This window comes from Parcubacteria group bacterium, from assembly GCA_016181765.1.
Classification (GTDB): Bacteria; Patescibacteriota; Patescibacteriia; order UBA2169; family UBA2169; genus CG10-46-32.
Map to the genome: position 1 here is coordinate 56,399 of JACOYR010000004.1, position 25,904 is coordinate 82,302.

General features: G+C 50.5%; 27 protein-coding genes and 1 pseudogene. 11 read left to right on the forward strand and 17 right to left on the reverse strand.

What is annotated here, in order from left to right; genetic code table 11:
• Nucleotides 1-7: 7 nt before the first annotated feature.
• The 17 genes and pseudogenes from murC to HYT31_02830 form a co-directional block, all read right to left on the reverse strand.
• A complete protein-coding gene (gene murC, locus HYT31_02750) occupies nt 8-1,414 on the reverse strand; it encodes a UDP-N-acetylmuramate--L-alanine ligase (GenBank protein MBI2050701.1) in 1,407 nt (468 codons plus the stop codon).
• Nucleotides 1,411-2,484, reverse strand: coding sequence for a UDP-N-acetylglucosamine--N-acetylmuramyl-(pentapeptide) pyrophosphoryl-undecaprenol N-acetylglucosamine transferase (locus HYT31_02755; GenBank protein ID MBI2050702.1), 1,074 nt, complete (start codon nt 2,482-2,484; stop codon nt 1,411-1,413). Before HYT31_02755 ends, murC begins: the two co-directional genes overlap by 4 nt.
• A 19-nt stretch (nt 2,485-2,503) precedes the next feature.
• Nucleotides 2,504-3,631, reverse strand: coding sequence for a putative lipid II flippase FtsW (ftsW, locus tag HYT31_02760; protein MBI2050703.1), 1,128 nt, complete (start codon nt 3,629-3,631; stop codon nt 2,504-2,506).
• On the reverse strand, nt 3,628-4,944 hold the full coding sequence (murD, locus tag HYT31_02765) for a UDP-N-acetylmuramoyl-L-alanine--D-glutamate ligase (protein MBI2050704.1): 1,317 nt from the start codon (nt 4,942-4,944) through the stop codon (nt 3,628-3,630). The genes ftsW and murD overlap by 4 nt, the downstream gene beginning before the upstream one ends.
• Nucleotides 4,941-5,999: a phospho-N-acetylmuramoyl-pentapeptide-transferase gene (mraY, locus tag HYT31_02770; protein ID MBI2050705.1), complete on the reverse strand. Its 1,059-nt coding sequence runs from the start codon at nt 5,997-5,999 to the stop codon at nt 4,941-4,943. The genes murD and mraY overlap by 4 nt, the downstream gene beginning before the upstream one ends.
• A gap of 1 nt (nt 6,000) precedes the next feature.
• On the reverse strand, nt 6,001-6,309 hold the full coding sequence (locus HYT31_02775; protein ID MBI2050706.1) for a hypothetical protein: 309 nt from the start codon (nt 6,307-6,309) through the stop codon (nt 6,001-6,003).
• Between the two features lie 27 nt (nt 6,310-6,336).
• Complete coding sequence (locus HYT31_02780) at nt 6,337-6,786, reverse strand: SET domain-containing protein (protein MBI2050707.1); 450 nt, start codon at nt 6,784-6,786, stop codon at nt 6,337-6,339.
• 150 nt (nt 6,787-6,936) lie between these two features.
• On the reverse strand, nt 6,937-7,779 hold the full coding sequence (locus HYT31_02785) for a hypothetical protein (GenBank protein MBI2050708.1): 843 nt from the start codon (nt 7,777-7,779) through the stop codon (nt 6,937-6,939).
• A 312-nt stretch (nt 7,780-8,091) separates the two neighbouring features.
• The gene (locus HYT31_02790) at nt 8,092-8,613 is read right to left on the reverse strand and encodes a hypothetical protein (protein ID MBI2050709.1); all 522 of its coding nucleotides are present in this window, start codon (nt 8,611-8,613) and stop codon (nt 8,092-8,094) included.
• A 13-nt stretch (nt 8,614-8,626) separates the two neighbouring features.
• Entirely contained in the window at nt 8,627-9,445 is an 819-nt protein-coding gene (locus HYT31_02795) for a hypothetical protein (protein ID MBI2050710.1), read from the reverse strand.
• Nucleotides 9,446-9,796: 351 nt separating this feature from the next.
• Nucleotides 9,797-9,964, reverse strand: a pseudogene (locus HYT31_02800) (YHYH domain-containing protein).
• Between the two features lie 27 nt (nt 9,965-9,991).
• Entirely contained in the window at nt 9,992-11,458 is a 1,467-nt protein-coding gene (locus HYT31_02805) for a hypothetical protein (protein MBI2050711.1), read from the reverse strand.
• Between the two features lie 4 nt (nt 11,459-11,462).
• Entirely contained in the window at nt 11,463-12,839 is a 1,377-nt protein-coding gene (locus HYT31_02810; GenBank protein MBI2050712.1) for a zinc ribbon domain-containing protein, read from the reverse strand.
• Nucleotides 12,840-12,865: 26 nt separating this feature from the next.
• Nucleotides 12,866-13,159 carry an excalibur calcium-binding domain-containing protein gene (locus tag HYT31_02815; protein MBI2050713.1) on the reverse strand — a complete coding sequence of 98 codons (294 nt, stop codon included), beginning with the start codon at nt 13,157-13,159 and terminating at the stop codon, nt 12,866-12,868.
• A complete protein-coding gene (locus HYT31_02820) occupies nt 13,119-13,490 on the reverse strand; it encodes an excalibur calcium-binding domain-containing protein (protein ID MBI2050714.1) in 372 nt (123 codons plus the stop codon). The genes HYT31_02815 and HYT31_02820 overlap by 41 nt, the downstream gene beginning before the upstream one ends.
• A 662-nt stretch (nt 13,491-14,152) precedes the next feature.
• A complete protein-coding gene (locus HYT31_02825) occupies nt 14,153-15,385 on the reverse strand; it encodes a hypothetical protein (protein ID MBI2050715.1) in 1,233 nt (410 codons plus the stop codon).
• A gap of 111 nt (nt 15,386-15,496) precedes the next feature.
• On the reverse strand, nt 15,497-16,180 hold the full coding sequence (locus HYT31_02830; protein ID MBI2050716.1) for a hypothetical protein: 684 nt from the start codon (nt 16,178-16,180) through the stop codon (nt 15,497-15,499).
• A gap of 358 nt (nt 16,181-16,538) precedes the next feature.
• On the opposite strand from HYT31_02830, the gene tadA reads away from it, so the two are divergent.
• From tadA to HYT31_02885, 11 genes are all read left to right on the forward strand, one after another.
• Nucleotides 16,539-18,305 carry a Flp pilus assembly complex ATPase component TadA gene (gene tadA / locus HYT31_02835; protein ID MBI2050717.1) on the forward strand — a complete coding sequence of 589 codons (1,767 nt, stop codon included), beginning with the start codon at nt 16,539-16,541 and terminating at the stop codon, nt 18,303-18,305.
• A 4-nt stretch (nt 18,306-18,309) separates the two neighbouring features.
• Complete coding sequence (locus HYT31_02840) at nt 18,310-19,512, forward strand: type II secretion system F family protein (protein MBI2050718.1); 1,203 nt, start codon at nt 18,310-18,312, stop codon at nt 19,510-19,512.
• Nucleotides 19,513-19,542: 30 nt separating this feature from the next.
• Nucleotides 19,543-19,995 (forward strand): GspH/FimT family pseudopilin, encoded by a 453-nt coding sequence (locus tag HYT31_02845; GenBank protein MBI2050719.1) that lies wholly within the window; start codon nt 19,543-19,545, stop codon nt 19,993-19,995.
• Nucleotide 19,996: 1 nt separating this feature from the next.
• Nucleotides 19,997-20,419: a prepilin-type N-terminal cleavage/methylation domain-containing protein gene (locus tag HYT31_02850; protein MBI2050720.1), complete on the forward strand. Its 423-nt coding sequence runs from the start codon at nt 19,997-19,999 to the stop codon at nt 20,417-20,419.
• Between the two features lies 1 nt (nt 20,420).
• On the forward strand, nt 20,421-20,981 hold the full coding sequence (locus HYT31_02855; GenBank protein ID MBI2050721.1) for a prepilin-type N-terminal cleavage/methylation domain-containing protein: 561 nt from the start codon (nt 20,421-20,423) through the stop codon (nt 20,979-20,981).
• Nucleotides 20,965-22,182, forward strand: a complete 1,218-nt coding sequence (locus HYT31_02860) for a hypothetical protein (protein ID MBI2050722.1) — start codon at nt 20,965-20,967, stop codon at nt 22,180-22,182. The genes HYT31_02855 and HYT31_02860 overlap by 17 nt, the downstream gene beginning before the upstream one ends.
• Nucleotides 22,183-22,295: 113 nt before the next feature.
• Nucleotides 22,296-23,339 carry a pilus assembly protein PilM gene (pilM, locus tag HYT31_02865; protein ID MBI2050723.1) on the forward strand — a complete coding sequence of 348 codons (1,044 nt, stop codon included), beginning with the start codon at nt 22,296-22,298 and terminating at the stop codon, nt 23,337-23,339.
• A 1-nt stretch (nt 23,340) separates the two neighbouring features.
• The gene (locus HYT31_02870) at nt 23,341-23,898 is read left to right on the forward strand and encodes a hypothetical protein (protein ID MBI2050724.1); all 558 of its coding nucleotides are present in this window, start codon (nt 23,341-23,343) and stop codon (nt 23,896-23,898) included.
• A gap of 3 nt (nt 23,899-23,901) precedes the next feature.
• Nucleotides 23,902-24,459, forward strand: coding sequence for a type 4a pilus biogenesis protein PilO (gene pilO / locus HYT31_02875; GenBank protein MBI2050725.1), 558 nt, complete (start codon nt 23,902-23,904; stop codon nt 24,457-24,459).
• Nucleotides 24,460-24,466: 7 nt separating this feature from the next.
• Nucleotides 24,467-24,832 (forward strand): hypothetical protein, encoded by a 366-nt coding sequence (locus HYT31_02880; protein ID MBI2050726.1) that lies wholly within the window; start codon nt 24,467-24,469, stop codon nt 24,830-24,832.
• Nucleotides 24,829-25,770, forward strand: coding sequence for a magnesium transporter CorA family protein (locus HYT31_02885; protein MBI2050727.1), 942 nt, complete (start codon nt 24,829-24,831; stop codon nt 25,768-25,770). The genes HYT31_02880 and HYT31_02885 overlap by 4 nt, the downstream gene beginning before the upstream one ends.
• The last annotated feature ends 134 nt before the right edge of the window (nt 25,771-25,904 follow it).

A 25,904-nucleotide genomic window follows, 5' to 3' on the forward strand; every position in this document is an offset into this window, starting at 1 on the left:
CTCCTCATTAGAGGAGGGGGGAATGTTTGGTTAAGTTCCGCGCAACTCGGTCCACGTCACCCGCGCCCATGATAATGACCACGTCATTGGGTTTGATTTTTTCTTTGAGCTGCTTTTCAGCATCTTTGAGGTCAGGCGCGTACGTGACTTTAACGTCTCGCGACTTTTTTATGGCTTCAACCAAATCCTTCGACGACACGTCCTGGTCGCGCGAATCCTCGCGGCCGGACACGTCGTAAATTTCGCTGATGATGACCTCGTCAGCCCTGCCGAATGAATCCGCAAATTCATTAAACAGTTTCTTGGTGCGGTTGCGGTGGTGCGGCTGGAACAGGGCCAGGATGCGGTGGAAGGGGTACCAGTCCCGGGCTGCTCTGAGCGTAGCGCGGATTCCGTCCGGATGATGGCCGTAATCAGAGATGACTAAAGCCTTGCGGTACTCGCCCGCCAGCTCAAACCTGCGCCAGGTCCCTTTGAACTTGGAGAGCGCTTTCAAAATTTTTTTGCGCGGAACTCCGGCCGAATCCGCCGCAACCGCGGCCGCAACCGCATTGGCCAGGTTGTGCTCCCCGGGCACGTGCATTTTGGCGTACCCCCAATCCTCGCTGTTGTCGCAGATGTTGAAGCTCAAATTCCCCACCCAGCCGCGCTCCCCGGACGTCTGGGCAATGCCTGCGGCGCGCACCCCGGAATTCCCCTTGACCCCGAACGTGCGCTTCATGCCCCTCGGGATTTCAAGCGCTCTGCTCGCTTCGTCATCCCTGTTTATAATCACTATGCCGCTCTTGGAAACTGAATCAACCCACGCCTGAAAATGTTTGATTATGTCATTCGTGTCCTTGTAAAAATCAAGGTGGTCAGCGCTGATGTTGGTGATGACTGCAATCAGAGGCTTGTAGTTGAGCATCTTGGCCGCGTACTCATCCGCCTCAATCACGAGCCAATCGGACTTTCCGATGCGAATATTGGAATCCCACTGCGCGACCCGCGTGCCCACCACCGCCGTGGGGTCATAGCCCGCTTCTTCAAGCATCAAGCCGACCATGGCCGTGGTAGTTGATTTGCCGTTGGTGCCCGAAATTGCAATGACCTTTTTGCCGCGCGAGAATGCTCCCCAGAATCCGGCTGCCGGCATTTGTTTGATGCCGCGTCCGGCCGCCTGCATGCGCAGGGCATCGGTTTTTGGAACCGCCTCTGAATAGATGAGCACATCAACGCCATCCGGGAGTTCCACATTCGCGCCGCGGGCAGCAACGCGAGCGCCCATGCGGACAAGCTCGTCCGTGATATCGCTCCGGGCCGTGTCAAACCCGGATACGTGCACACGGTGGTGCAGCAGCAATTTGGCAATGGCAGACACGCTAATGCCGCCAATGCCCGCCAGGTATGCATGCTTGAACTGCTTGAGGTTCATATGACTGCCGGTGAGCCCCCGAGCGACGCAATGATGTTTACCATGCGCTCCCGGGCGCCCTCTTTTAAGAGCCCGGCTAGGGCGCGGCCGAGCGCCTCGCGCTTTTCGGGCGATTCCAAAAGTTCGCGCACGCGCCGCACCACGGTTTCGTCTAGTTGGTCCTGCCGGTACACCACTGCCGCGCGCTCGCGGAGGCAGTAAAAGGCATTGTCTTCCTGGTGCGTGCCAGGCATAGGGATGATGATGGCCGCCTTTCTGAGGTGCCCCAGTTCGGTAATAGTTCCTATGCCCCCGCGGGTGATGGCCAGGTCAGCGGCTGCCAAGGCGTGCGGCATGAGCGGACCTAAAAACTCAACCTGGCGGTAGCGCTCGTGCGTTTGAGAGGGATCCATTTTGCCGCGGCCCGCAAGGTGGACCACATTAGCCGCGCGGGTGAGGCTTAAGAGGTGCTTCCACACCCACGCGTTCAGGGCTTCTGCCCCGCTTGAGCCGCCGGTAATGAGCACCACCGGGAGCGTTGCATCAAAATGAAATTCAGAGGCCGCAGCCAGGGGGTTTGCTTCTTTAAGCGCGTCCCGGGCCGGATTGCCGATCCACTCTGCCTTGGCCTTGGGGAAATCTTCTAAAGACTTTTTGAAGCTCACCGTAATCTTGGACGCGAAAGGCGCGCACAGCTTGTTGGAGAGCGTGGGGCGGATGTCCTGCTGGTGGATGATGATCTTTTTCCGGAACAGCCACCCGGCCCAGATAACAGGCACGGAAACGAACGAGCCCGCGCCAATGATCACATCCGGCTTTTCAACCATCACAATCAAGAGGCTCCGCAGGAACGCGAGCGCCAAAAAGAAAGGGTCAACCAGCACGCGCAGGGAAAAGTACCTGCGCAGCTTGATGGCAGGCACCCACTCGTACCCAATGGAAAGGGGCCCGATCAGGGACCGCTCAATGCCGCTCCTGGTGCCCACCCAAAACCAGTCCCAGCTTTTATGCTGCTTCTTCGCCTCCTCGTACATTGCGATGAGCGGGTTTACGGACCCGAGGGTCCCGCCGCCCGCGAGCAGGATTTTCATAATGATGCCCTATGATGCCCTATGATGCCCTGTTCATTTTGGAAATATTCAAAAGGATGCCGATCGCAACCAAGGTCACGACCAGCGAGCTTCCGCCGTAGGATACCAAGGGGAGCGTCAAACCAGTCAAGGGCAGTACCCCGAGCATGGCGCCTATGTTGATGAACGCCTGCAGCGCAATCCACGTGCCCACTCCAAAAGCGGCCAGCTTGCCGAATCCGTCCCCCGCGCTCCGGGAAATGCGGATGCACTGCCAAAAAAAGAATAAAAACAGCGCCAGCACGAGCATGCTGCCCGCAAATCCGAGCTCTTCGGCAATGACCGCGAAAATGGAGTCCCCGGTCACCTCGGGCAGGTAGAGGTATTTTTGCAAGGACCGGGTGAGCCCGCGCCCGAATATCCCGCCCGAGCCCACGGCCAGGAGCGCCTGGGTGATGTGGTACCCCGCTCCCTGCGGGTCGGCCGAAGGGTCCAGAAACGCCGTAAACCGCGCAAGGCGGTACGGGGCGAGCGCGATCGCGGCTCCCAAGGCAACAGCTCCCGCGCCCAAGAGCCCGGCCAAGTGCTTGAGATCAGCGCCGCCCACAAAGTACATGCTTATGGCAATGGCGCAGATGATAATCAGGGTCCCCAAATCAGGCTGTTTGAGGATGAGGAACGCAATGGCGCCGAGCACGATGGTGAGCGGCAAGAGCCCGGTGTAAAAATCCCGTATGCCCGCCCGCCCGCGCTCCGAGAGCCAGGCCGCAAGGTACAAAATCAGGGTGAGTTTGGCCAGTTCGCTCGGCTGGAACCCGAACGGCCCGAGGTTGAGCCAGCGCTGCGCGCCCTGGCCCGCGATGCCGATTCCGGGCACCAACACGAGCACCAGGAGCGCCACGCTCGCAAGGAGAATGACAAACGACCAGCGCTGCCAGACCCGGTAGTCAATGCGGTAGGCAAGGTACGCCGCACCGAGCCCGAGCAGAAGGGCTATGAGCTGGCGCTTGATGAAGAAGTTGGGATCCCCGAACCGCTCAATGCCGACGGCAACGGACGCGGAAAAAAGCATCAAGAGCCCGAACACCAGAATGGCCCCGCTCGCCGCAAAGAGCGGAATGTGGAGCGCGCTTCTCGGCGCTTGTTTGTGCGTGTACCGCGCGGTCATAGGCCGGACACTGCCTTGCTGAAATCATCCCCGCGCGCGAACTCGTGCGGCCACAGGTTAAAGCTCGCTGCCGCAGGAGAGAACAGGATAATGTCGCCCTTTGAAGCGGCAGAGGCGGCAATGCGTACGAGCACCCCAAGGTCGTTGTGGCCCGCAGTAAGCTTTTTGAATCCGGCCAAAGCTTTCTTCTGTTTGGCGCTCGCATCCCCAACCAGCAGGTGCGCCTGGCTGCAGTATTTGATAACGGAGCGCGCCCACTCGGTGAACACGAGCTTTTTGTCGGCCCCGCCGGCGATGAGGATGATATTCTTGCGCCTCCCGCCGAAGCGTTCCAATGCCGCAATGCCCGCCTCGGGCGTGGTCGCGGTCGTGTCGTTGACGTACACAACGCCCTTCTTGACGGCAATAATCTCCTGCCTGCCCGAAAGCACGGGCGGATTTTTTAAAACACTCCTGATGTCCCGGGCAGAAACGCCGTACTGTTTTGCCGCGGCAATCGCGGCCACCGCGTTTTCCAGGTTGTGGCGCCCGGCAAGCGCCATGCCCTTCATCAACGCACGGTGCTCGCCCTTTGAAAAGAATACCGCGTTTGGCGCCGCTTCCTTATGCCACTGCGCGAGCAGGCTATCATCTTTGTTGAGGATCAATATATGCTCGGCGGCCTGGTGCCGGAAAATTTCTTTTTTGGACGCGTAGTAGTGCGCCAGGCTCTGGTAGCGGTTCAAATGGTCCGGGTATAAATTGGTGACCACCGCAATGTCCGGCGCGCCGCGCACGATGTTGAGGCCCTCAAGCTGCCAGCTGGAGAGCTCCAAAACCGCGAGGTGATGAGGTGTCATGCGGTCCAGCACATCCAGCATGAACGAGGTTTTGATGTTGCCCGCGAGCACGGTGCGGGGATTTTTCTTTTTGCACATTGCGGCAATCAGGCTCGCGGTGGTGGATTTGCCGCGCGTGCCGGTAACCGCAATAATCGGGGCCTCGCACCGGTCAAAAAACAAGCTCGCCTCGTTATACACGGGCTTATTGAGCCTTCGGCCGAGCTGCAGGTACCGAGACTCTTTGGGCACGCCCGGGTTGTACACCACATAATCAGCCCATTTCACGTCTCGCTCGCGGTGCCTGCCCAGCACATACACAATACCCGTCTGCTTTGCCAGCGCTTTTATGGACGGCTCAAGCAGCTTCCGGTCGCGCAGATCGGAAATAACAAGCTTGGCGCCATGCTTATGTAGCCACCGTGCCGTTGCCGCGCCCCCGCCGTGCAAACCCAGGCCCAGGAGCAGGATCTTTTTTCCGGCAATCGGAATCATACCAGCGCCGCATCAATCAAAAACAGAATCACCCCGAGCACGGCCGTGACCGAGGCAATCACCCAGAACCGCATCACGATTTTGGGCTCGCTCCAGCCGATTGCCTCAAAGTGGTGGTGGATCGGGGTTGATATGAAAATCTTCCTGCCAAACCCTTTCTTTGAAATTGTCTGGATGATGACGCTGCCTGATTCTATGACAAACAATAAGCCCACCACCGGCAAAAACAGGGCCGTATTTGTGAGCATGGCAACAATGCCGAGCGTGACCCCAAGCCCCATGGCTCCGGTATCCCCCATAAAGAACCGGGCCGGGTTGATGTTGAACCATAAAAACGCAAGGAGGCTGCCCACAATCACCCCGCAGAACGTGGCAAGCTCAAAGCGGCCGGAAATGAAAGCCATGGCGCCGAACGCCCCGAACGCGGCCAAGAGCAAGCCTCCGGCCAGGCCGTCCAGGCCGTCTGATTCGTTCACCGAGAACGCGGTTGCCACGATGATGAATACAAAAATGGGCACGTACCACCACCCGATTGCAAACGTGCCGAAGAACGGGACGTGCAGCAAATCCCACTCAAGCTTGTAGAAAAACCACCACGAGCCCGCGAGCGCGATGAGCGTGTAGATGATGAGGCGGTGCCACACGTTCAAACCGCCTTTGAAGGCGCCTCGCGCGCGGATGTTGAACCAGTCATCAGCCAAACCAACCAAGGATGAAGCAACCAGGGCGCCGAGCGGCAGGAGCGTTTCCCCGCGGTCCAAAAAATTGAACCGTGCCGCGCTTGATTCAGGAAAAAATTTTTCAACGTAAAAAAACACCAGCGCGAGCAGGAGCACTGTAACCCACACCAGCACCCCTCCCATGGTCGGGGTCCCGGCTTTCTTTTGGTGCAGCCGGGCAAACACCGGCGCCTGGGAGCTCGCGCGTATTGCCTTGCCCAGCTTATACTTGTACAAAAAGTGCGTCAGCAAGGGCGTTAAGGCAAACGCGATCACGAACCCAAGCGTGGTGAGGATAAAAATTTTAATCACCGGAAACAAGGATGGAACGTCCATGTTACGAAAGCCCTTTGAGTACGGCTAATACCAATGAGACGAGTAGAATCATCTCCATCAAAAACGTCAGGCCCCCGAGCACGGCCTGCCACAGTTTGTTTCCGAAAAACGCGGACCGCGCCACCAGCATGTTCACTGCGAGGATGACCGTGCCGAGCGTGGGAAACAAAAATAAATCGTATTTGGGGCCGAACCGGTCCAAGCCGAAGTAAATGGTGTAGTGCAGAGGCACAAAATCCTCGGATACCGAGAACCGCCACCCGGCAATGAACCACAGGATTCCGAGCTCCTTGATTTTAGACAATTGCATGCCCTCATCATACAACATTTTTGCCGGTTAGTCCACACCCATGCACTTGGCGCACCTGCACCCCTTGGGCTTGATGCGGTCATCAAAGTACTCCTTGCCGTAGTCGTACGTGAGCTCTTCCCCGGGCTTGATGTTCCGCCGGGCATAGACCTTGATGCGCTTTCCGTAGATGTCGGTCTCGCAGTTGGGGCGGCAGGAGTGGTTGATGTACCGCGCCGCGTTGCGGCGCGAAGAGCCGTCCACGGCCCAGTTGCGGTTTATCTGGAACAGGTACTTGGTATTGCGCTCCTGGGCTTTGGCGTCCGGAAGCACTTGGCCCCGGTACTCAATCACAAACTGCCCGCGCCTGATTGCCTCTCGGGCAAACAAGCCCAAGCCCGCCGTGGCGCGGCGCACGGATACTGGCGCGGGCTTCTGCTTTGGCCTGCCTGCCCGCCGTATCGGCGGGCCGATTTTTTTGGGGGTTGATGAAGCCATAAACTGCTATGATAGCGCATCATAGCGGTTGATGCAAGCAACCTAATACAATTACTTTGGGGAATGGCTGGTAATTCCGAAACAACGTTATTCCTTCCACTTAATGGAACACCCCATGGAGGGGGGTTTTGATTTGCACGAGCCTGAATTTCAGATATTTTTATTTCTGATCTGTCGCGCGTTCTTGCCGGTAATTGCGCTGTTTCCGGTTTTTTTCTCTATGGACTTTCGGGCCGCGCCAGCCACGCTCCCGCCTTCGCGCGCCACGGTTTTATTTTCATCCAAATTTTTCGGTTCTCTTTTTTCCGATATTTCAGTGGTCGCGGTTTCGGCAAGCATATTCAAAACCAATTCCAAATTAGTCATATTGTCCCGCAGATTTTCTTTTTTCAGCCCTTTGAGATTTTTATACTCCTTGGTGGTCAATCCGGCCCATGCCCGGCTTATCTCATCGGTTAGAATTGCAAACTCCAGACCTTGTTTCATGCCCCGTTTTTCCCATTCATCAGTAAGCGCTTTGCGGATTTCAATGCTTTTGAGGCGCTGATTGACCCACTCCGGGCTGTATCCTTTTTGCAGGTATGTTTTTAAGGCACGATTAATGGCCAATTCGGGATCTGCTGTTTCTTCCAAGCGCTCATAGCCCACTTGCGCCAGCCAAAGCTTAAATGGTTCGGCATTTGGCGAAGGTATTGACTGGATGAGCCGGAGCATAACCTCTGTATCGGTGGCATCTGTGGCATAATATTTGCCATCTTTAGCCATAAATTTCAGTTCGTGACATTTTGTCACGGACTGACTACCTTCTTCTTTTAGTCTTTGTTTTAACTTTCTCCAATATGCCCCGGCATCAATACTGTTAGTTAACACTCTCACCACATCAATCACAGAAAAATACCAGAGTTCTTTTTCATCATCCCAGTGGCGGCGAATTTGATTGCCCTCAAAAAGCGCGATGGATTTATTTTTTGATTGTTTCTTTTCGTTGTTCATATATAATCCGTTGCCATTTTCCATTCTATCTCTTATTTGACAAATTGACTACCAAAAGCCCTGTGCAATATAGATTGCTCCAAAGCCGCCAAATCATCACGGGTTGATTTTTGGTATTCCTTTAGCCGCCGAACCTTCTCGGCAAGCTGGTGAAATGGGATGGTGAAATGGGGACATGACCCATTTTTGATGACCCATATTTCCCGTTTCTGCGTGACCAGCCGGAAATGACTCAATCGGTTGTAGTAGCTCTTATAGGAATACGCGATGAACTCGCTTGCATAACTCACCCAACCAAGCCCTTCGCAAAATTTATTTCTTACCCTTGCCGAAAACAAAATCTAGAGTAGGATCTAATTCTTTTAATAATTTTTTATGTTCTTGGAGAATTTCTTCTTGAATTTTTATTGATTCAGCCATACACCAATCACGTATAAGTTCATAATTTTTGTTTTCCTTGCAATCTTTAGCTATCCCCTTTCCTTCAACCTCTTCCTTCATCATGTTTATTGCGAGTATAGAGATACATGCTTTTTTATCATCTATGTATTGAGATAGCCCTGTATAACCCACTATTAGGTCGCTAAAGTCATCTCCATGTTTTGAGAATATAATCGCTATTTTAATCGCTTCTTTAATTTCGTCTTTTGAATAAGGCAATATAGAAATTGGCGCTCCAAAAACCATATAAGCTGATTTTTCCATTATCTTCCCATAATCATTGATTATTTTTTCAGCTTCTTTGACATCCATAGAGGGGAGAAAAAAGGTTTCAGGAATTGTTTTTATTGAGGGAACGATGACCTTGGTGGCGGTGATGGTGGGTGGATTCATGTTGATATAAGGCTCATCTAAACAAACTTTTGAACCAACTTTGAATTCTCGAAAAGAAAATAAAATTAAGTTTTGACTCCGTCGTTTTCTCATTGCTGGTTTCAAAATCAGTAATAATATCTTCTACGACAAATTGATTAGTTGTATTTATTTCTTCTGCAGTCTGTTCTGGCTCAATCTGGACGCACGAATTACCAACTTCTCTATACCCGTCATCACACAGCCACACATCTGTTAGGCTTTCTACAGCATGCGCATGTTCTGGAATTTGTATGCAATATTTTTTATTTAACGAAAGAGCATATCCTTCATTACAATGGATACTTGCTTCTTTTTCTTCCCTAACCACTTCGCTAGAAAGCACCCTAGCTCCTGTTTCATTCTCTGTAGTTGTAGCCTCTATACCGGGTTGAGTATTTGTAGATTTATCAATAGATGGCGTAGCTACCACAGGAGTAGTAGGAGTATCTTGTTCTACAGTGGCAGGAGAAGCAAAAATTGGTTCGCGTTGATTTTGTTTATCACTATTGAATAGATTAACCCTTGAATTAAGATTATTCAACAATTGCTCGTAAGAATTGTCTACTTCCTCTATGCACCTCTCATTTTCAAAAATATACCCATAGTCACACTCGCATGTTTTCGAAGAAGAATCGTAACTTGAATAATAACCATAATTATCATGGCAGTATGAATCACCATCTACACAGGTTTGCCCCCCAAATAAATTCGTATCCAGAACATACCCTCTGCCACACTTACAACTATCGGTTAAAATATCGTGTTCAGCATTCCATCCCAGCAACTCTTGACAATAATCATCTCGCGACACACACTTCCCGCCATTCAAAATATAGCCATAACTACATTTACACGAACTAGTCAGGGAGTTATAACTTGAATTATAGCCATACAAATTCCTACAATAGGTATTGCCAGAAACACATTCCTTATCACCAAAAATATTCGTATCCACTACATAGCTATAATTACACTCACATCCACCAGACAACGAATCATATGAAGAGTTTAAAGGACACGAAGGCCTAGAAGGAATTGAGGGGGTTAGGAAATCGTAATTCAATGAAGGATATGTGTAATCAGGCGCTGGGGTGGTATAGCCAGTACCACCATCGCCCCAATGGCTATGTATAGGATCAGATGGTTGTGGTAATCCTTTATTGTTATGACAGTGGTACTCGCCATAAGACAACCCCCAAGAACTGCAGTTCGTTCTACAAGTATGGCAACCCGAGCCATCAGTGCCCCCGGGATGAGCGAAAGTAGAATCCGATAATCCAAATATGACAAAGGTTGCCCCCAGTAGTATGAAAAAAAATCTAAGGCGCATAATCTAATAGTGAGTCGGAAAACCTATCTAAAGTTCCCATTTAAAGTAACGATTCACCGCATATTCAACGCCTACGCGGAAACGATTAGTGCGCTTATCATTCTCAATTTCATGAATTTCCCGATCTAGCGCATCAATTTCTGATTTAACGCGATTTTTTTCTTTTTCTTTCATCTCATGATAACGCCTATCTATATCGCCAATACTTTCTTTAAGGACTTTCTCGTTCTGTGTAATTAGAGCATCCTTCCTTGTATGAATATTTGTTATGTCTGTCTTTGTAGTTCTCACTTGGTTAAAAATTTTTTTTAAATGAGAATGTAGCCGCTTTACCGTGGGAGATGAGACAAAAAGGCCTTCAAATGGCTTTATTGCTGTACGCGATATCAACTCAATGATGAATAACACTAAACACACCAACCATTTAATTCCATATGTAATACTGCCGAGGAATGATTTGATCGTCCTCCAAACAAGGCTCCACTCGGTATGGCTCAAAAATAATGCGGCAAGAAAACCAACCCCAAAAAATAGGGCTATATATACAAGGTCACTAAAATTTTCGTTTATATTTTCACGGCGATAAAAGTACAAAGAAACTGGAATACTTATAAGTGTAACAATACCTATCAATAGCGCTATTGCCTCAAACAACTTTTTCAATAAACTAGGACACGACTTGTGGTTGTGAAAAAATTTTACACCCTCAAAAGCGAAAACCATAATAACCATAAAAGCAATTGTAAATTGGATCAGACTTATCCCGTCACCACGGTTCCACACGGGGATTGCGTCTATATTGAGTCGTGAGCTAATGTAATAATCTACAATGAGCAACACAATAAAAATCACAATTGGCCACCAATGCGCAACAGCACTAAATCCATCAAGCGATGTAGTTAATTTATCGTGCGTGTCCAATAGCCATTTTTTTGATGCTACTGTGATTGGATTTTTTCTTGCCTTTTGCTTCTCTTCTCTGTACTCCTTTTCCGCATCAAGAAGCGCAATAGTTAATCTTTCTTTTTCTGATTCAAATTTTGTCAATTTCTCAACCAAGCTCTGCAGTTCTATATCAAGTTTTTGAATTTCATTCTCCAAAGATTGCTTAAAATTGTTTAAATGTTTTTCTGCGTACTCGTGTTCATTTTTTAAATTTTGCTCAAGACGCGCGACAAACTCTTTGCGTTCTTCTTCTAATTTAGTTTTTTTTAATCTCAATATTTCAATACGCTCCTGCATATTCGTCATAAATTTCGGCTTCGGAACACTATCCCAAATTCTGGACTTAGCTATGCCATGCTGTTTGTCTAGTGGCTCATTTTTAAACGAAGTATCAATTTCATTAAGAATACGACGATTCAAATTCTTAGTAGCGATTCTGCCAACATTAACGCCGCGACCGAAACGGCTTGTATAGTACACAATAGTGGCCAGTAATGCAGCCCCTCCAATACCCGGCACTGCGATTGCGATGATTTGCCAGTAATTCATATAGTTATCTACAAAGATGATTTAAATAAATACTGCGTTTAATTTGTGCGAAGCTCTCATCTTCGTCCTCATTCTTAAAAAGTTTAATACAAGCGTTAGAAGAGATAACAGCATTAAAAGTCGCGCCAATATCACTAATATACCGTTGAGGGCAAACGAGCGAAATATTGTAGAGAGGGTATTTCACCCTGGCTTCTTCTTGTGCTATTTCTGAATCAATCTCCTGGTGCTCTGTAATGTATTTTCTCTGTTGAGCGCTATTATTATTATTCTGCTGTTGAAAATATGCCCCACAATCTTGCAAAAATTTCGCGTATGAATCTGATTCTATTTGGTATGTATTTTTCCAACCATATGTTTTAGGAAGACCAGTCATCGTGCCAGCAGTAACAATAACAACTTTATCATCCGACTCTTTCATAGAACTTAAATTCTCAACAGAAGGATCAAGGTAAAGCTTTTGTTGTGTGAACCAATCTTTAAAAGTATTTTGTAACACATCAGTCTCGTGCCAAGTACAACTAAATTTATCATTATTTTTAATGTCGCAAGTATGCTCTTTAACAGTAGTTATATAAAGCACTTCAGTTTTTCGAGAATCGTCTCTTTCTTTTGCCATTCTAAAAATTGGGTATGATCGTTTTAACTCCAAAGTTAGTGTGCTGCCGTTTTCGGCTTTTGTTTCAAACTGCAAAGTGTCGCTGGAAGGAAGTTCTGATATGTATCCATTCACAATTCGAGTTATTTCTTTAATGTCATTTGAAGTAGTGGGCGCAAGAACCAACTTTGTTGTTGTGTTTGAATTTGTAAGTGTGGTAGTAAATGGGGGTTGTAATTCGGTATCTTCCCCTTCAATTTTTTGACGCAGTTCAACCCAAACCTGTGGAGTAATCACTTCAGAATATCCATCCGCAATAAACTTAACTTTGTTTGCGATAGGATCAATCTCAAATGACTTTTTGAAATCCAGATTTTTCTGTTTATTGAGTATTGCGCTCCATACGCCAGGAGATTCTTGATCTCTTGCTTCATAAGGAAGAATAATAAGACAATAATCATCCACATCTGCACCCCTGAAAGTAAAAGCCGTATTGCCTTCTTTTTGATTACAAATAGAATCGAGAGGAGGAGGGTCCACAATCTTAAACATCCCAAACACAATCCCAGCCACAATCAAAATAATTACAGTAGCAACAATAATCGTTTCCTGTGTATCCTTGCGCTCTTTTAATCTATCACTCCCTGGCGGGACCTGTGGGTGTGTATCCATCATAGGAAGTAACGTTATCTCCTCTAGCCGTTGTTTCTCAATTTCTTTTCCACAGTTAGGACAAAAATTGTCTTTCTCTTTAAGTTGTTCTCCGCACTTACTGCAATACATATCCGAACCATAGCTAAATAAGCTTATTATGGCAAGCTCTCACATGCCTCACCATCTTTATTCCCATCTAGCCGATGAATATCATTACTTACCCCGCCACAGGACTCAAACACACGCTGTGCTTCTGCGCGTGTCTTAAAATCTGAACAGTTATAGGCATTGCTGTCACAAATTGTGTTGTTGGATGAGCCAGCGCTGCAACCTGTCAACGCCAAACTGGCAAGGAGCAGTAGCAAGATGTAGTGTAGTTGTCGCATATAATTTAGTTTAATGCCAAATTTAAGGTAAACTCTCGCACGCCTCGCCATCGCCATCCGCATCAAGACGATGGATGTCGTTTGCCACGCCGCCACACTGCTCAAACGCGGCCTGGGCTTCTGCGTGCGTTGTAAAGTTACTGCAGTTGTAAACATTGTTTGAACAATCGTACTGGCCTTGCGCTTGTGGCTCTGTATCTGGTTCTATAGTCGAGGGGGGTGGAGCGCTTGGTGCTGGCTCCCCTTGCTCTACTTCATCTGCGTCCGCGCACACGCCATCCGCCCACAGACCGCGCTTTGCTACGCGCGCCTCGTCCTCGGCTTGTTTAAATTGTTCTTGATACTTATATGGCAGGTTGTAGGTGTATTCGTGTCCATACCCCTCGCGTATCATCAAGTCGCTAAAGTTGGCGCCATCTTCAAAAAAAACGTAACGAAGCAAACGGCTGTACTTGTCGCGCTCGCCCTGGGTTGGATCTGCTTCCAGTCGGACACGATTACCGCTTAATACCTCCTTGGCTTTGTTGGATGCCTCTATGCCAAAACACTGTACTGGCTTTCGGGGATCAACTGTTTCTGGCGTGTCTATGCCAATGAGGCGTATAGTTTCGCTTGAGCCGTCCATGTCAACAGCAATCGTATCCCCGTCAACTACTCTCACAACATCATATAATACTTCATCTGTGCTGGTTGCATTTTTATCCGTGTCATTATGTCCTTCAACTGGTTCAATAGCATCGTCATCTACGGCTGATTCATTTGAAACACTTGCGCCTTCAGCTTGTTGATTTTGGTCTGAAATATTCTGTGTCGGCGCGCTCGCGGATTGACTTTTTGCATTACGAACATTATCTGAAGAAGATGTACATCCGCTTAATATAATAGATAAAATACTTAAAACAACGATCTTCTTCATAAAATTTTATGGTTGTTATAAGGATATATGGCCTAACGTTTCGGCATATGATGCTGTATGAGCAATACGGGTGGAGTGAAGCGGAACCGCATACACGCCGTTGTACGATGTAATGAAAAAAGTTTTAATTTCTAGTGCAATTATTTTCTTGCTATTTTTTCCATAATTTTATGGTCATTTCCGAATCTGCACATCGCATCGCAGTTTCCACTAAGATCTGACGATAAGATGTATCGTATGTCCAATCCCTTTTCTTTGACCGATGGTCTGCTGAGTTGGATTTTAATATCTTTTTCTCTTTCATCCGGTATCGCAATGTAAAGTTTTGAACTATGTAATGGCAATGACAGTGATAAATCAGCAAGCCGCAAAATACCTGAATAAATTGATGTGCTTTTTTCTACTTCAAAAGCGCACACAATTATATTCGTGCCTTTTACAAACCAAACAACATCAATCAAACAAATAGTCTTGAATATATCTTGGTTTACATCTAACTCGGGAAACTTATTTAAGCTGATGAAAGAAAATTTATTATCCCGATAGGTCTTTGAACGATCATTTGCGGCGGCAATTACGTCATATCCGAGTGCGTGGCCGATCTTAAGTAATTGATATTGCATCTCTGTATGCAATTCATCTTCGTGTTTTTCATTCTCAACTTTTGAATGGCGTTTATGAAGTTGTGCCAATATTTTTTCCCGATCTTTTTCTGAAAGTGACGCTCCTTTATCCACTAAAATATTGTTTGCCCCTATTTCGAATAAAAATCCCGCAAATGCACCTAAATCATTTGAAAAATGCCTTAGAAATTCATTATTTTTTTGAATTATTATCTCTCTCATTTTTAAGTATTCTTTCCAAGAACCCAATTTGATTTTTTCACGAAATAAAGTATTAAAACCTTTTACGATTGCCGTATTGCATGGCGGAATAATTGTTGGATGCAGAAAATATAAAATACTACCAACTGCAGGTCCAAGCCCTTTAATATTTTTTTCATTCAGTTTTATGATTTCCGATATGATTGTTTCTTTGTTTGAGGTATTTAAACAATTTTCTAAAAATTGACCGAAATATTTTTTATTTTCCTGATTTTCATAGATATCCGGTATTCTTAATTTCGGTTTCCAATAAAATGGATGAGCCGCCCCTTCAAATACTTCTTTTTGTTCAGTAATGCAATTAAGAACAAACTCCAGTGAACTGCCCTTAAAGTCGTTTGGGAAATGCCCATTTTTTATGTCGTCAATTACCTGAATTACACCTCTTCTTACAGAACGAAAAGCTTTCAGTCTCTCTTCGCTATTTACAAACCAAGTATGGTAAACCAAGTCATGGTTGTTTTTATATTGTTTGATAAGCTCGTCCATAATCTAAAGATACCTTTTATGATTATTTCTAAAACCATTAGTGGAAAGAAATACTAAAACTTTTCATTATTTCGCCTAACTACTTGCTACCCCAAACACGCACAATGTGTACTATTTCTTTTGCTTAAAAATAAATATCACAAACAAACCTATAACCACAAAATCAATCGCACCCCACAACGTCTTGTTATACAAATAAATAGGCATGATTGGATTAAACAGAATAGCAACAGCTACAAAGCACCAAAACCAAAATCCTTTTTTCCGCAATGCCCGGTATAAGTAGTAGGCGTAGTAAATAGACGAGGCAGTCACAATAATCTTGGTAATAGTATAAAAACCATACGGCATCGGAAATACTGACAGAAACAGCACTATTGAGCTTACTATGGCGGGCCATCGGTAGAATTCAAGTTTGGAATGAACATGCGCCATATGATTTTGCTCTGATTTTATCTTATTTGAGTGTAATAAATCCGTATTACGGCCATTTTCTTCTGTCTTTTCTACACTAGAAACATCACCGCCTAACAAATATATGCCATTTTTATAAACCACGACATCATGGCCAATAATCGTATTTATCTTATAACGATATTGCCTAATATGGTCTTCGGAGTAATCCTTTTCCCTATCCAAAAAATCGCCAATATCCGTTACTGTACCTTGCTTATTTGCGCATAAAAAAACAAGCACGCGGTAAGCGTTGCCGGTTAAGCGTAACTCCTTATTATGTTCATCAAAAACTTGCCTGCTATTAGTATCTAAACTAAAAAATTTATGTTTATACAACATATTCATCTCGTATTGTTGCTGTCAATCTATCATTTTCCAGCCTAAAAATCAACCCAAAACTCCCGCCTCCTCGGTGGGCAGACGGCTCATCCCAAAACAGCCGATCGGCTCATTTACACCATTTGAGCCGATCGCGGCCCGGATATGAGCCGATTTACCATCCCCCAACCACCCCCTCGCCCCCTCCTTGGTAAAGGAGGGGGAATTAATCGCGGCCGCTTGAAGCGTCCGCGCCACTCCCTATCATCCCCTTGTATCAAATCATCACTTTCTGGTATAATACACACAGGCAAAAATATCACCACCCCCTTGCCCCCTCCTTAAAATAAAAGGAGGGGGAACGCGAAAGTAAAATAAAATGCTCTCCGATAAAAAAACAAAAGAAATACTGGAACAAAACAATCTCCTTGAGGCAAGCGAAGTTGCCAAGTACCAGGAAGAGGCGGAAAAGAAGAATCTTCAGCTGGATGACTACCTGCTCCAGGCAGGGGTCGTGACCGAAGACATCCTCTACAGCGCGGTCGCAACCACGCACCAGGCGCCGTTTGTGAACCTCAAGGACCAGGCCATTGATAAGGATGTCCTGTTTTTGATACCCGAGCCCATTGCCACCACCTACCACATCATCGCGTTCGCGAAGACGGATAAGGACATTTCGGTTGCCATGATTGACCCGGATGACGTGCAGACCATTGAGTTCATCCAGCGCAAAACGAGCCTGCCCGTAAAAGTGCACATCGCGACCCCGAGCGCCATTGCCGAGGCTGCCAAAGCCTACCACCAGAGCCTGGAAACCGAGCTTGCGGGCATCAACAAAAAAACCGGCGGAATCGGAGTGGGCGCGGAACTGCCGGAGAAGGATGAAAACGGCAAACCCAAGGACTTGGAAAACCTGGCCCGGGACGTGCCCGTGATCCGCGTGGTGGACACTTTGCTTGAGTACGCAATTTTTGAAGGGGCCTCGGACATCCACATAGAGCCCGGCGAAATCAACCTGCTCATCCGGTTCAGGATTGACGGAATCCTGCGCGAGGTCATGAATCTGCCGCGCGCGCTCGCGGACGGGATTGTGGCGCGCATCAAAATCCTCTCCAACTTAAAGCTTGACGAGCACCGGCTCCCCCAGGACGGCAGGTTTAAGATTGAAACCAAAGACTACAAAATATCGTTCCGCGTGTCCATCATCCCGGTGTTTGACGGGGAAAAGGTGGTGATGCGCTTGCTGGATGAGGGAAAGAAAATGCTTGATTTGCCCGCGCTCGGGTTGAATGACCAGGCCCTGGAACTCGTAAAGCAGAACATTGCAAAGCCGCACGGCATGATTCTCGTGACCGGGCCAACCGGCTCCGGCAAGACGACCACCTTGTACACCATGATGCACATTTTGAATACCCCGAAGGTGAACATCTCAACCATTGAGGACCCCATTGAGTACCGCATGCCCCGCATCAACCAGTCCCAGGTAAACCCCAAGATTGAATTCACGTTCGCGCGCGGGCTTCGCGCACTGTTGCGGCAGGACCCAAACATCATCATGGTCGGCGAGATTCGCGACTCGGAGACCGCGAACATTGCCGTGAACGCGGCCATGACCGGGCATTTGGTGCTCTCCACCTTGCACACCAATGACGCGCCCACCACGCTCCCCCGCTTGGTTGACATGGGTATTGAGCCGTTCCTGGTTTCAACCACCGTAAACGTGATCATGGCCCAGCGGTTGGTGCGCAAGCTCTGCAAGCACTGCCTCACCAGCTACACCATGACTGCTGATGAGGTGAAGAGGCTGGAAAAGGACCACGGCATTAACCTGGCAACACTCATGGCGCTCGTGTCCAAGGCAGAGGGAGACCAAACGGGCGCCGAAGACGTCGGGGCCATCCTGTTCTTTAAGGGCAAGGGCTGCAACAAATGCGGGGGACAAGGCTACAAGGGCAGAATCGGGATTTACGAAGTCCTGCCCATGACCGATTCCATGAAGCACCTGGTGTCAAGCGGGGCCACTTCCCAAGAGATCCATGACGAAGCGCGCAAAGCAGGCATGATCACCATCCTGGAAGACGGGTTCTTGAAAGCCAAGCAGGGCATTACGAGCATTGAGGAAGTGTTGAGGGTCACTAAAGAGTAAGCTGATGGAAGAACAAACAACCACTGAAAATGCGCCCTTGAAAACCGGCGCGCACAAGAAGATTGAGCAGAATTCCGGAACGTCCACCGGAGCTTTTGAAGCGCTTGAGCAAAAGATTTTAAATCCCCAGGGAATCAACGCCAAGTTTGACAAGTGGACTGATTTCGCGCGCGCGGTCAAGGAAGAAGAAAAAATATTCTTTACCCAGAATTTGGGAGTGATGTTAAAGAGCGGCCTCTCCGCTTCGCGCGCCCTGCGGACCTTGACCCTGCAGTCATCCAACCCCAAGTTCCAACGCGCTCTGGCTGTGATTACGCGCTCCGTGGAAAAAGGCCAGCCCATCGCGACTGCCATGGAAGCGTACACCAGCATATTTCCCCCGATATTCGTAAACATGATACGCGCCGGGGAGAAATCCGGCCAGCTGGAGCGCGTATTGAAAGAGCTCACCAACCAGCTCAAGCGCTCGCACGAATTGCGCGCCAAAGTAAAAGGCGCCATGATGTACCCGGTGGTGGTGATGGTGGCAATGATCCTGATCGGCGCGGGCATGCTGGTGTTCGTGATTCCAAAACTGCTCGGCATCTTTAAGGAGGTGAATGCGGAACTGCCCTTGCCCACCCAAATCCTGATTACCGTAAGCACTGCGCTGAATGAGCACATCCTCATTTACGGGCCCGCGTTTGTCCTCTCGGTTGGGGCGTTGATATACGCGACCCGGAAAGGGCCGGGCCAGCGCATATGGCACTCAATGATTTTGCGCATGCCCGTGATTTCAAAAATCGCGGTCAAAATCAATCTCGCCAAAATCGCGCGCACCCTGGGGTCTTTGATGGCAACGGACATGCCGGTTGTTGATTCGTTGAAATTAACCGGCGGCGTGGTATCAAACATTCACTACCGCCTGTCCTTGGCGGCGGTTGCCGGCGAGGTGGAAAAGGGCAAAACAATCTCCTCGGAGCTTGGCAATTTCAGCAAGCTCTACCCCCCGGTTGCCCAGCAGATGATACAGGTGGGCGAGGAAACCGGGGAAATCGGGAATATCCTGATACAGCTCGCGGAGTTCTACGAGGAAGACGTCAAGCAGACCATGGAATCCCTGCCCACCATCATTGAACCGATTATGATATTAATCCTCGGGGGGGCCGTGGGAGGCATGGCAATCGCGGTCATCATGCCCATGTTCTCTTTAGCAAATGCTGTGTAGAGCCAAAGGGTTTGCAGGGGGCGCCATTTAATGCAAAAATTCAAAAATAAGTTTAAGGCGCTCACGCTGATTGAACTTTTGGCGGTGATTGCAATCATGGGTGTGCTCGCTTCAATAAGCGCGGGCTTTATCCGCGCGTACCAGCCCAACATTAAGCTGTACACGGAAACACGGCAGCTGCACGAGGCCCTGGAGGAAGCGCGTTCGCGCACCATCGCGGAACAGCAGGCGTACGGGGTCAGATTTTTCCGGGAACAGGGCCGGTACGAGCTCGTAAGCCTGGAGGGAGCCGGCACGGTGATTGGCGCCTACACCCTGCCCAATGAAGTATGGTTCGCAAGCATTGCGGCGTTTGAAAATGATACGGCCCAATTCAACAAAGCAGGGGCTGCGCGCGAATCCGGGGACGTGGCGCTCCAAAATTCAAACAGCGACCAGCGCACCGTATCCATCAACCCTTCGGGGTACATAGAAACCAAATAACATGAAACGCGCGCGCGACAACAGAGGCATAACATTAGTTGAAGTGCTCATCAGCATGGCCGTGCTCTCAATCGGCATCCTGGGCTTGCTCCAGGCGTTTCCGCTCGCAACCAGAACCGAGCGCTCTTTGGAAATGGAGGCCATAGCAAACCACTTGGCGCAGGAAAAGATGGAATCGTTCCAGGCGCTTGCGTATGAGGACATTGCGATTGGTACGCTTGAGAGCGGCGTGGCTGCGGACGCGGACATCACGAGCCCATTCTACATCTTTACCCGCACCACCACCGTGGCCTATGTGGACCAAAACCTCGCAACCAGCCAAACCGACCTGGATCTCAAGCGCATCAGCATCACCATTTCCTGGCCCCGGCCTTCGGGAGCCGGCACCAGCACCACTTCGCTCGTAACGTTACGGAGCAAATAACATGAAATCACAGGGCGGATTTACGCTGTTTGAAACCCTCATCGCCATGACCATTGGCGTGACGCTCTTGGGCTTGCTGTTTTCCATCTACAGCCTCTCAACCAAGTCCCTCTCTCTCGGCCAGGCCCGGGCAGAGTTGACCCAGACTTCCCGCAGCGTGATAGAGCGCATCACCCGCGACGTCCGCGAAACGCAGAGCCTCGCATCTCCCCTTCCGCCGGACGCCGATGACCCGGGGAATCCTCCTGTATCCGAACTGCAGATGGAAGACGGGCACGCAGGGACTCTGCAATATATCCGCTATTACCTGGACGGCGCAAATGTGGGCCGCCAAACCGTGCAGTACTACTTTATGGAAGAGCCGGAGATTTTGGTGCCGTACAACGCGGAAGACGAGCTCGGCAATCCGCCGGTGGTGAATATTATTGAAGACAATGTGGTGGGCCAGTATGTGAACAGCATGCTATTCTACGGCCAGAACCCGATATACGTTGAGCTTGAGCTTGAAAAAAACGCAGTCACGCACGCCACGCGCACCACGCTCTATGGAAGAAACCTCTAACACCAAACAAAAAGGCTTCCTCTTGATAGCTTCCCTGTTCGTGCTCTCAACCATGATGGTGATAGTCGGCTTTTACGTGTCCTCGGTAACACAGGAGGTGAAAGTCGCCTCAATCGTTGATACCGCGCCCCAGGCATACTACCTGGCCGAAGCAGGGATTGTGGACGCGCGCTGGAAGCTTTCCAATGACGCGGCGTACAAAACGAACTTTGAGACAAACCCTTCGTGGAGCACGTCTTTTACGCGCACTGACGCGCTCATTCCCGGAGCCTCGTACGCCGTGAGCATAGAGAACAGCGGGCTCGCGAATGCCGTGATTACCGCAACCTCAACCGTGTCCGTGCGCGACACGCAAACCCAGCGCGTGGTGCGCGCGAACGCGTTTAAGGCCTTAAACGACACCCCGACCGCGGGCATTGCCGTGTACGCGAAAGGCGAACTCTACGGAGCCGGCTCAAACGTTTCCGCAATCGGAGGTGATTTTTATGCGGGAAGCGAGATTGACTTGAATTTGTTCAGCTCCTGGACAACGGATGGGGACGCCTTGTCAGCCGGCACGATTGACGTAAGCATTACCTCGGACCTTTCTGCAACCGGCGTGTATGACCAGGGCAATCCGCCCATTCCCGGATACATAGACATGCCGCAGATTGATTTTGACTCAAGCGACCCAAGCTCGTTCAAATCACGGGCAAACCAGACCTACAATACCGGAGAGTGGAACCAGCTCTTGCGCGATTTTCCGGTTTTGACTCTTGAGGGCATCACGTATGTGACCGGCAACGCGGAAATCAAAAAAGGCACCGCCCTCACCATCAACGGAATACTCGTGGCGGACGGATCCATCAAGATCGGAAACGGCTACTCGTCCCAGCAGGACCCGGCCCGCGTGATCGTGAATAAAACACCGGGCGAGCCCTCGGGCCTCATTGCCAAGAATGACATAGACATCGGGGGATACAGCTCGGACATAGACGTCGCGGGCCTCATCTACGCGGGCTCGCGGCTGCGCGTGCTGGACGGCATGACCCAGAACGTCACGCTGGACGTTGCCGGCGGCATTGTGGCGCAGAACGTTGAGGTCCTGGTTGCCTGGCAGCCCCTGACCGTGACCTTTGACCAGGCCGCGGTGAGCGACGCGCTCGGAGAGCCCTTGTTCTCGCAGGTCATTATCACGGACCATTGGGAGGAAGAGTACTAAGTATGGTATCATACGAATGAAGGTGTGCAGGCGATGTAAATTTTTTTGCGAGAATGATGGAGCGAAGCGACCCTTCGGAGTAAAAAAATTTACATCGCCGAACACCTGATACTATGGACATTCTCACAGATACATTTGACGCATTCGGGCTGGACATAGGCGACCGGTCCCTCAAAGCCGTGCACCTTGCGGGCCGCGGCAAAAACATCCGGGTGCGCACGCACGGCTCTTGCGAGGTGCCCAAGGGCGTGTTTGAGAAGGGAACATTGGTTGCGCCGGACAAGCTGTGCGCGTCCCTGCGCGCCCTGCTTGCATCATGCGCCCCGAAAAAAATCAAAACCCGCTACGTGCACGCCTGTTTGCCGGAAACCCACACCTTCATCAAGCTCCTTGAGTTTTCGGATGTTTCGGGGCCGGAGCTCGGCGCGCGGGTGCGGGAGGAACTGCCGAGCCACGTTCCGCTGGATATTGATGACGCGTACATTGACTGGACCGTGGTGGGAACCACGGATCAAGGCGGCCTCCGCGTGCTCGCCGGGGCCATTCCCAAGCAAACGTCAGACTCCTACACCAACGCGCTACGGGCATGCGGGCTCATTCCCCTCTCCTTGCAGGTGGAGGCCCAGGCAATCGTGCGGGCGCTGGTTGACCGGAACGCGCCCCTGCAGGGGCCGCTCGCCATTGTGGACATCGGCGCCACGCGCTCAAGCTTTATACTGTACGACCGGGGCTCAATCCAGTTCACGGTGAGCATCCCCTCATCCGGCGAAGATGCGACCGAAGCAATCGCGTCCAAATTATCTATTTCCTACGAAGAAGCCGAGAACGCCAAGCGCACCATGGGCCTGGATCCAGGATTAGGAGAGGGAACCGTGGCTAAAATCCTTGCCCCTATGGCGCTCTCCCTCACAAGCGCTATACAAAAAAACTGCATGTTCTACGGGGAGCACTTTCCGGGGACTCAACCGGTTGCGGGCATTCTCTTGTGCGGGGGCGGGGCGGCCATGCCCGGATTTTTGGGCACGCTCTCGGATACCATGCCCGGCATTGCCATTGCCCACGGCAACCCCGTTCTGCACGTGGCAGGCGGGGAAGAAGCGGGGCTCGGGCTCTCGCACACCACGGCAATCGGCTTGGCTTTGACACAGCTCATCTGACATGCGCCAACCCTACCTCAACTTAATTCCGGAAGCGCACAAGCTCGTGCTGGCGCGCGAGCGCATGTTCTACTTTGTGCACACCATTGTCGGGATACTCGTGGTGGCGCTTGCCGCAAACAGCATCCTCCTCATCCTCGCCCGCTTTATCCTGGTAGACTACGCAAACCAGCTGAAAGACGACACGTCGCTGGTTTCGGTGCGGCACTCCAGCTTGCACAAGGAAGTCCAGCGCATCAACCGCGCGCTTTCGGACACTGCCCAGGTCCAGGCCAATTTCGTGAAATACAGCGATCTGCTCTCGGATGTGGCGGTACTCCTGGGAAACGGCGTCACCATTGACTTTTTGCACGTAAACACGGATGCAAACACCTTGCGCGTGACCGGAACTGCCCAAAACCGCGAGGCGCTGGTTCGCGCGCAGGACGCCCTCAAATCCCTGCCCGGCGTGGTTTCACTGGATTCACCGCTTGAGAATTTCCTTGAGCGCGAAAACATCAGCTTCCGGTTCAATGCGGTGCTTTTGGACAACATTTACCATAATCCCCCGGCCGAATAGCCTATGCGAGGACTTCTGAAAAACCGATTCATGATATCAACCATTGCGTTCGCCCTGCTCCTGGTGGCGCTCGCAGCGCTCATCATATTCCCCTCGTACCGCGAAATCAAGGTCATCAACCAGCAAGTCCTGGAGGAGCGCATGAGGCTGGAAAAACTCTACACCCAGGGGCAATTGCAGAAGGCGGTGCAGCAGAACTATGAATCAATCAAACAGGAGATCGGGTTCCTGGATGAGGTCATGCTCGCTGAACGCGAAGAGCTCGCCTACATCACGGCCGTGGAACGCGTTGCCGAAGAGGCGGGGGTTGAGCTTGACCTCGCAATCGGGGATGCAAAGCGCGTGCCGGACCAGCGCTTCTCGGAACTCGGATTCACGCTTACGGCGCGGGGCGATTGGGAACAGCTGGTGCGCTTTGTCGGGCGCTTGGAGTCACTGCCCTACTACACGAACATTTCCGAAATGACCACAAGCGCGCGCGAGAACGAGCCCGGCGCGAGCAGGCACGCGGCCATGACCATTGGAGCCGCCACGTACTGGAGGATTCCGTCCATTCAATGATACCCGCATGAATCTCCCTTTTTTGCACAAACGAAACACAACCGCGGCCCCCGGCGATTTGGACAAGCTCCACGCGGTGCGGCTTGGGGTGATTACTGTAATCGCGCTCTTGCTCGCGAGCGTGTTGGTGTTTTTGTACCGCGACTTTTACCAGACCATTGTCCAGGCAAAACAAGTAATCGTGCTCAAGCAGGAGGTGGCCCTGGAGAACATTGACCTGAAGCTCTGGAACAGCGTGTCCGCAATCCATAAGTACAAAATAGCGCCTCAAGCGGCCGGACCCATTGCTGACCCGTTTAAGACGGTCACCATTCCCGCCCCCGAGCCCCCGAGCCAGGCCGAACCTGGGGCGGGCGCGTCCGATGCGCTATGATGAACAACGTGCACAAAACTGAATTCAGCGCATTCACCTGGCACAACGTGACTGACAACGGGGAACAGGAGATCCGGTATCTGCGGGATAAGTTTGGCTTTGAATCCGCTGACTTGCAGGTGGTGGCAAGCCCCCCGCTGCGGCCCAAGCTTGACCTGAACCCCGCGTACCTCTTTATCGTGCTCCCCTATCCGGTGCACGAGCGCAAGACCAGTGTGGTCACCACGAGCGAGTTGGACCTGTTTCTGATGAAGAACGCGGTAGTCACGGTGCATAAAAATGAAATCCAGGCCCTGCGGGACATAAGCCAGCGCATGGAGGCGGAGCCGCGGTTTCGGGAAAAGTACAGCCGCGCGAACCCGCTCAAGTTCACGCTGGACATGATAGAAACCCTTGATCTTTCGCTCTACCCCATGCTTGACCACTTCTCCTGGGACATAGACGCCATAGACAAAATTCTCTTCACGGGCCGCGAACGCGAGCTCGTGGGCTCAATCCTCGCCATCAAGCGCAACATCGTGGCCGTGCGCAAATCCCTGGGCGGCCAGAAAGACGTAATTGAAGAAATGCAGGAGCACGCCAAAGAGTACGTGGGCGCCAAAGCCCTGGACCGCGCCACGGAAGCGCAGTTCAGGAACATCAGAAACCTCTCAAAAGACCTGTGGGTGCAGATGGAGAACCATATGGCAACCATTGGCGCGCTCCAGCAGACCAACGAATCCTTGATTTCGTTCCGCTTAAACGACATCATGAAGACGCTCACCATGCTCTCGTTGGTTGTGTTTCCCTTAACGCTCCTCGCCGCAATCTTCGGCATGAACACCACCGGCGGCATGCCGTTTGTGGAAAGCATGGGCGGGTTCTGGCGGGTCATCGCAATCATGCTCTCGGGCATGCTCTTTATGCTCTACTGGTTCAAGCGGCATCGGTGGATATAAAAAGAACCCTCCCAAGACTCCAGCGCGCTGGCCGAAATCTTGAGAGGGTCCGTACAAAGGACTACGTACTGAAGAGCGATGCCTCCTTTCTGCGGGGGCGTTGTTGATGTTGGTGTATGTTGAGGTGTCGGTGA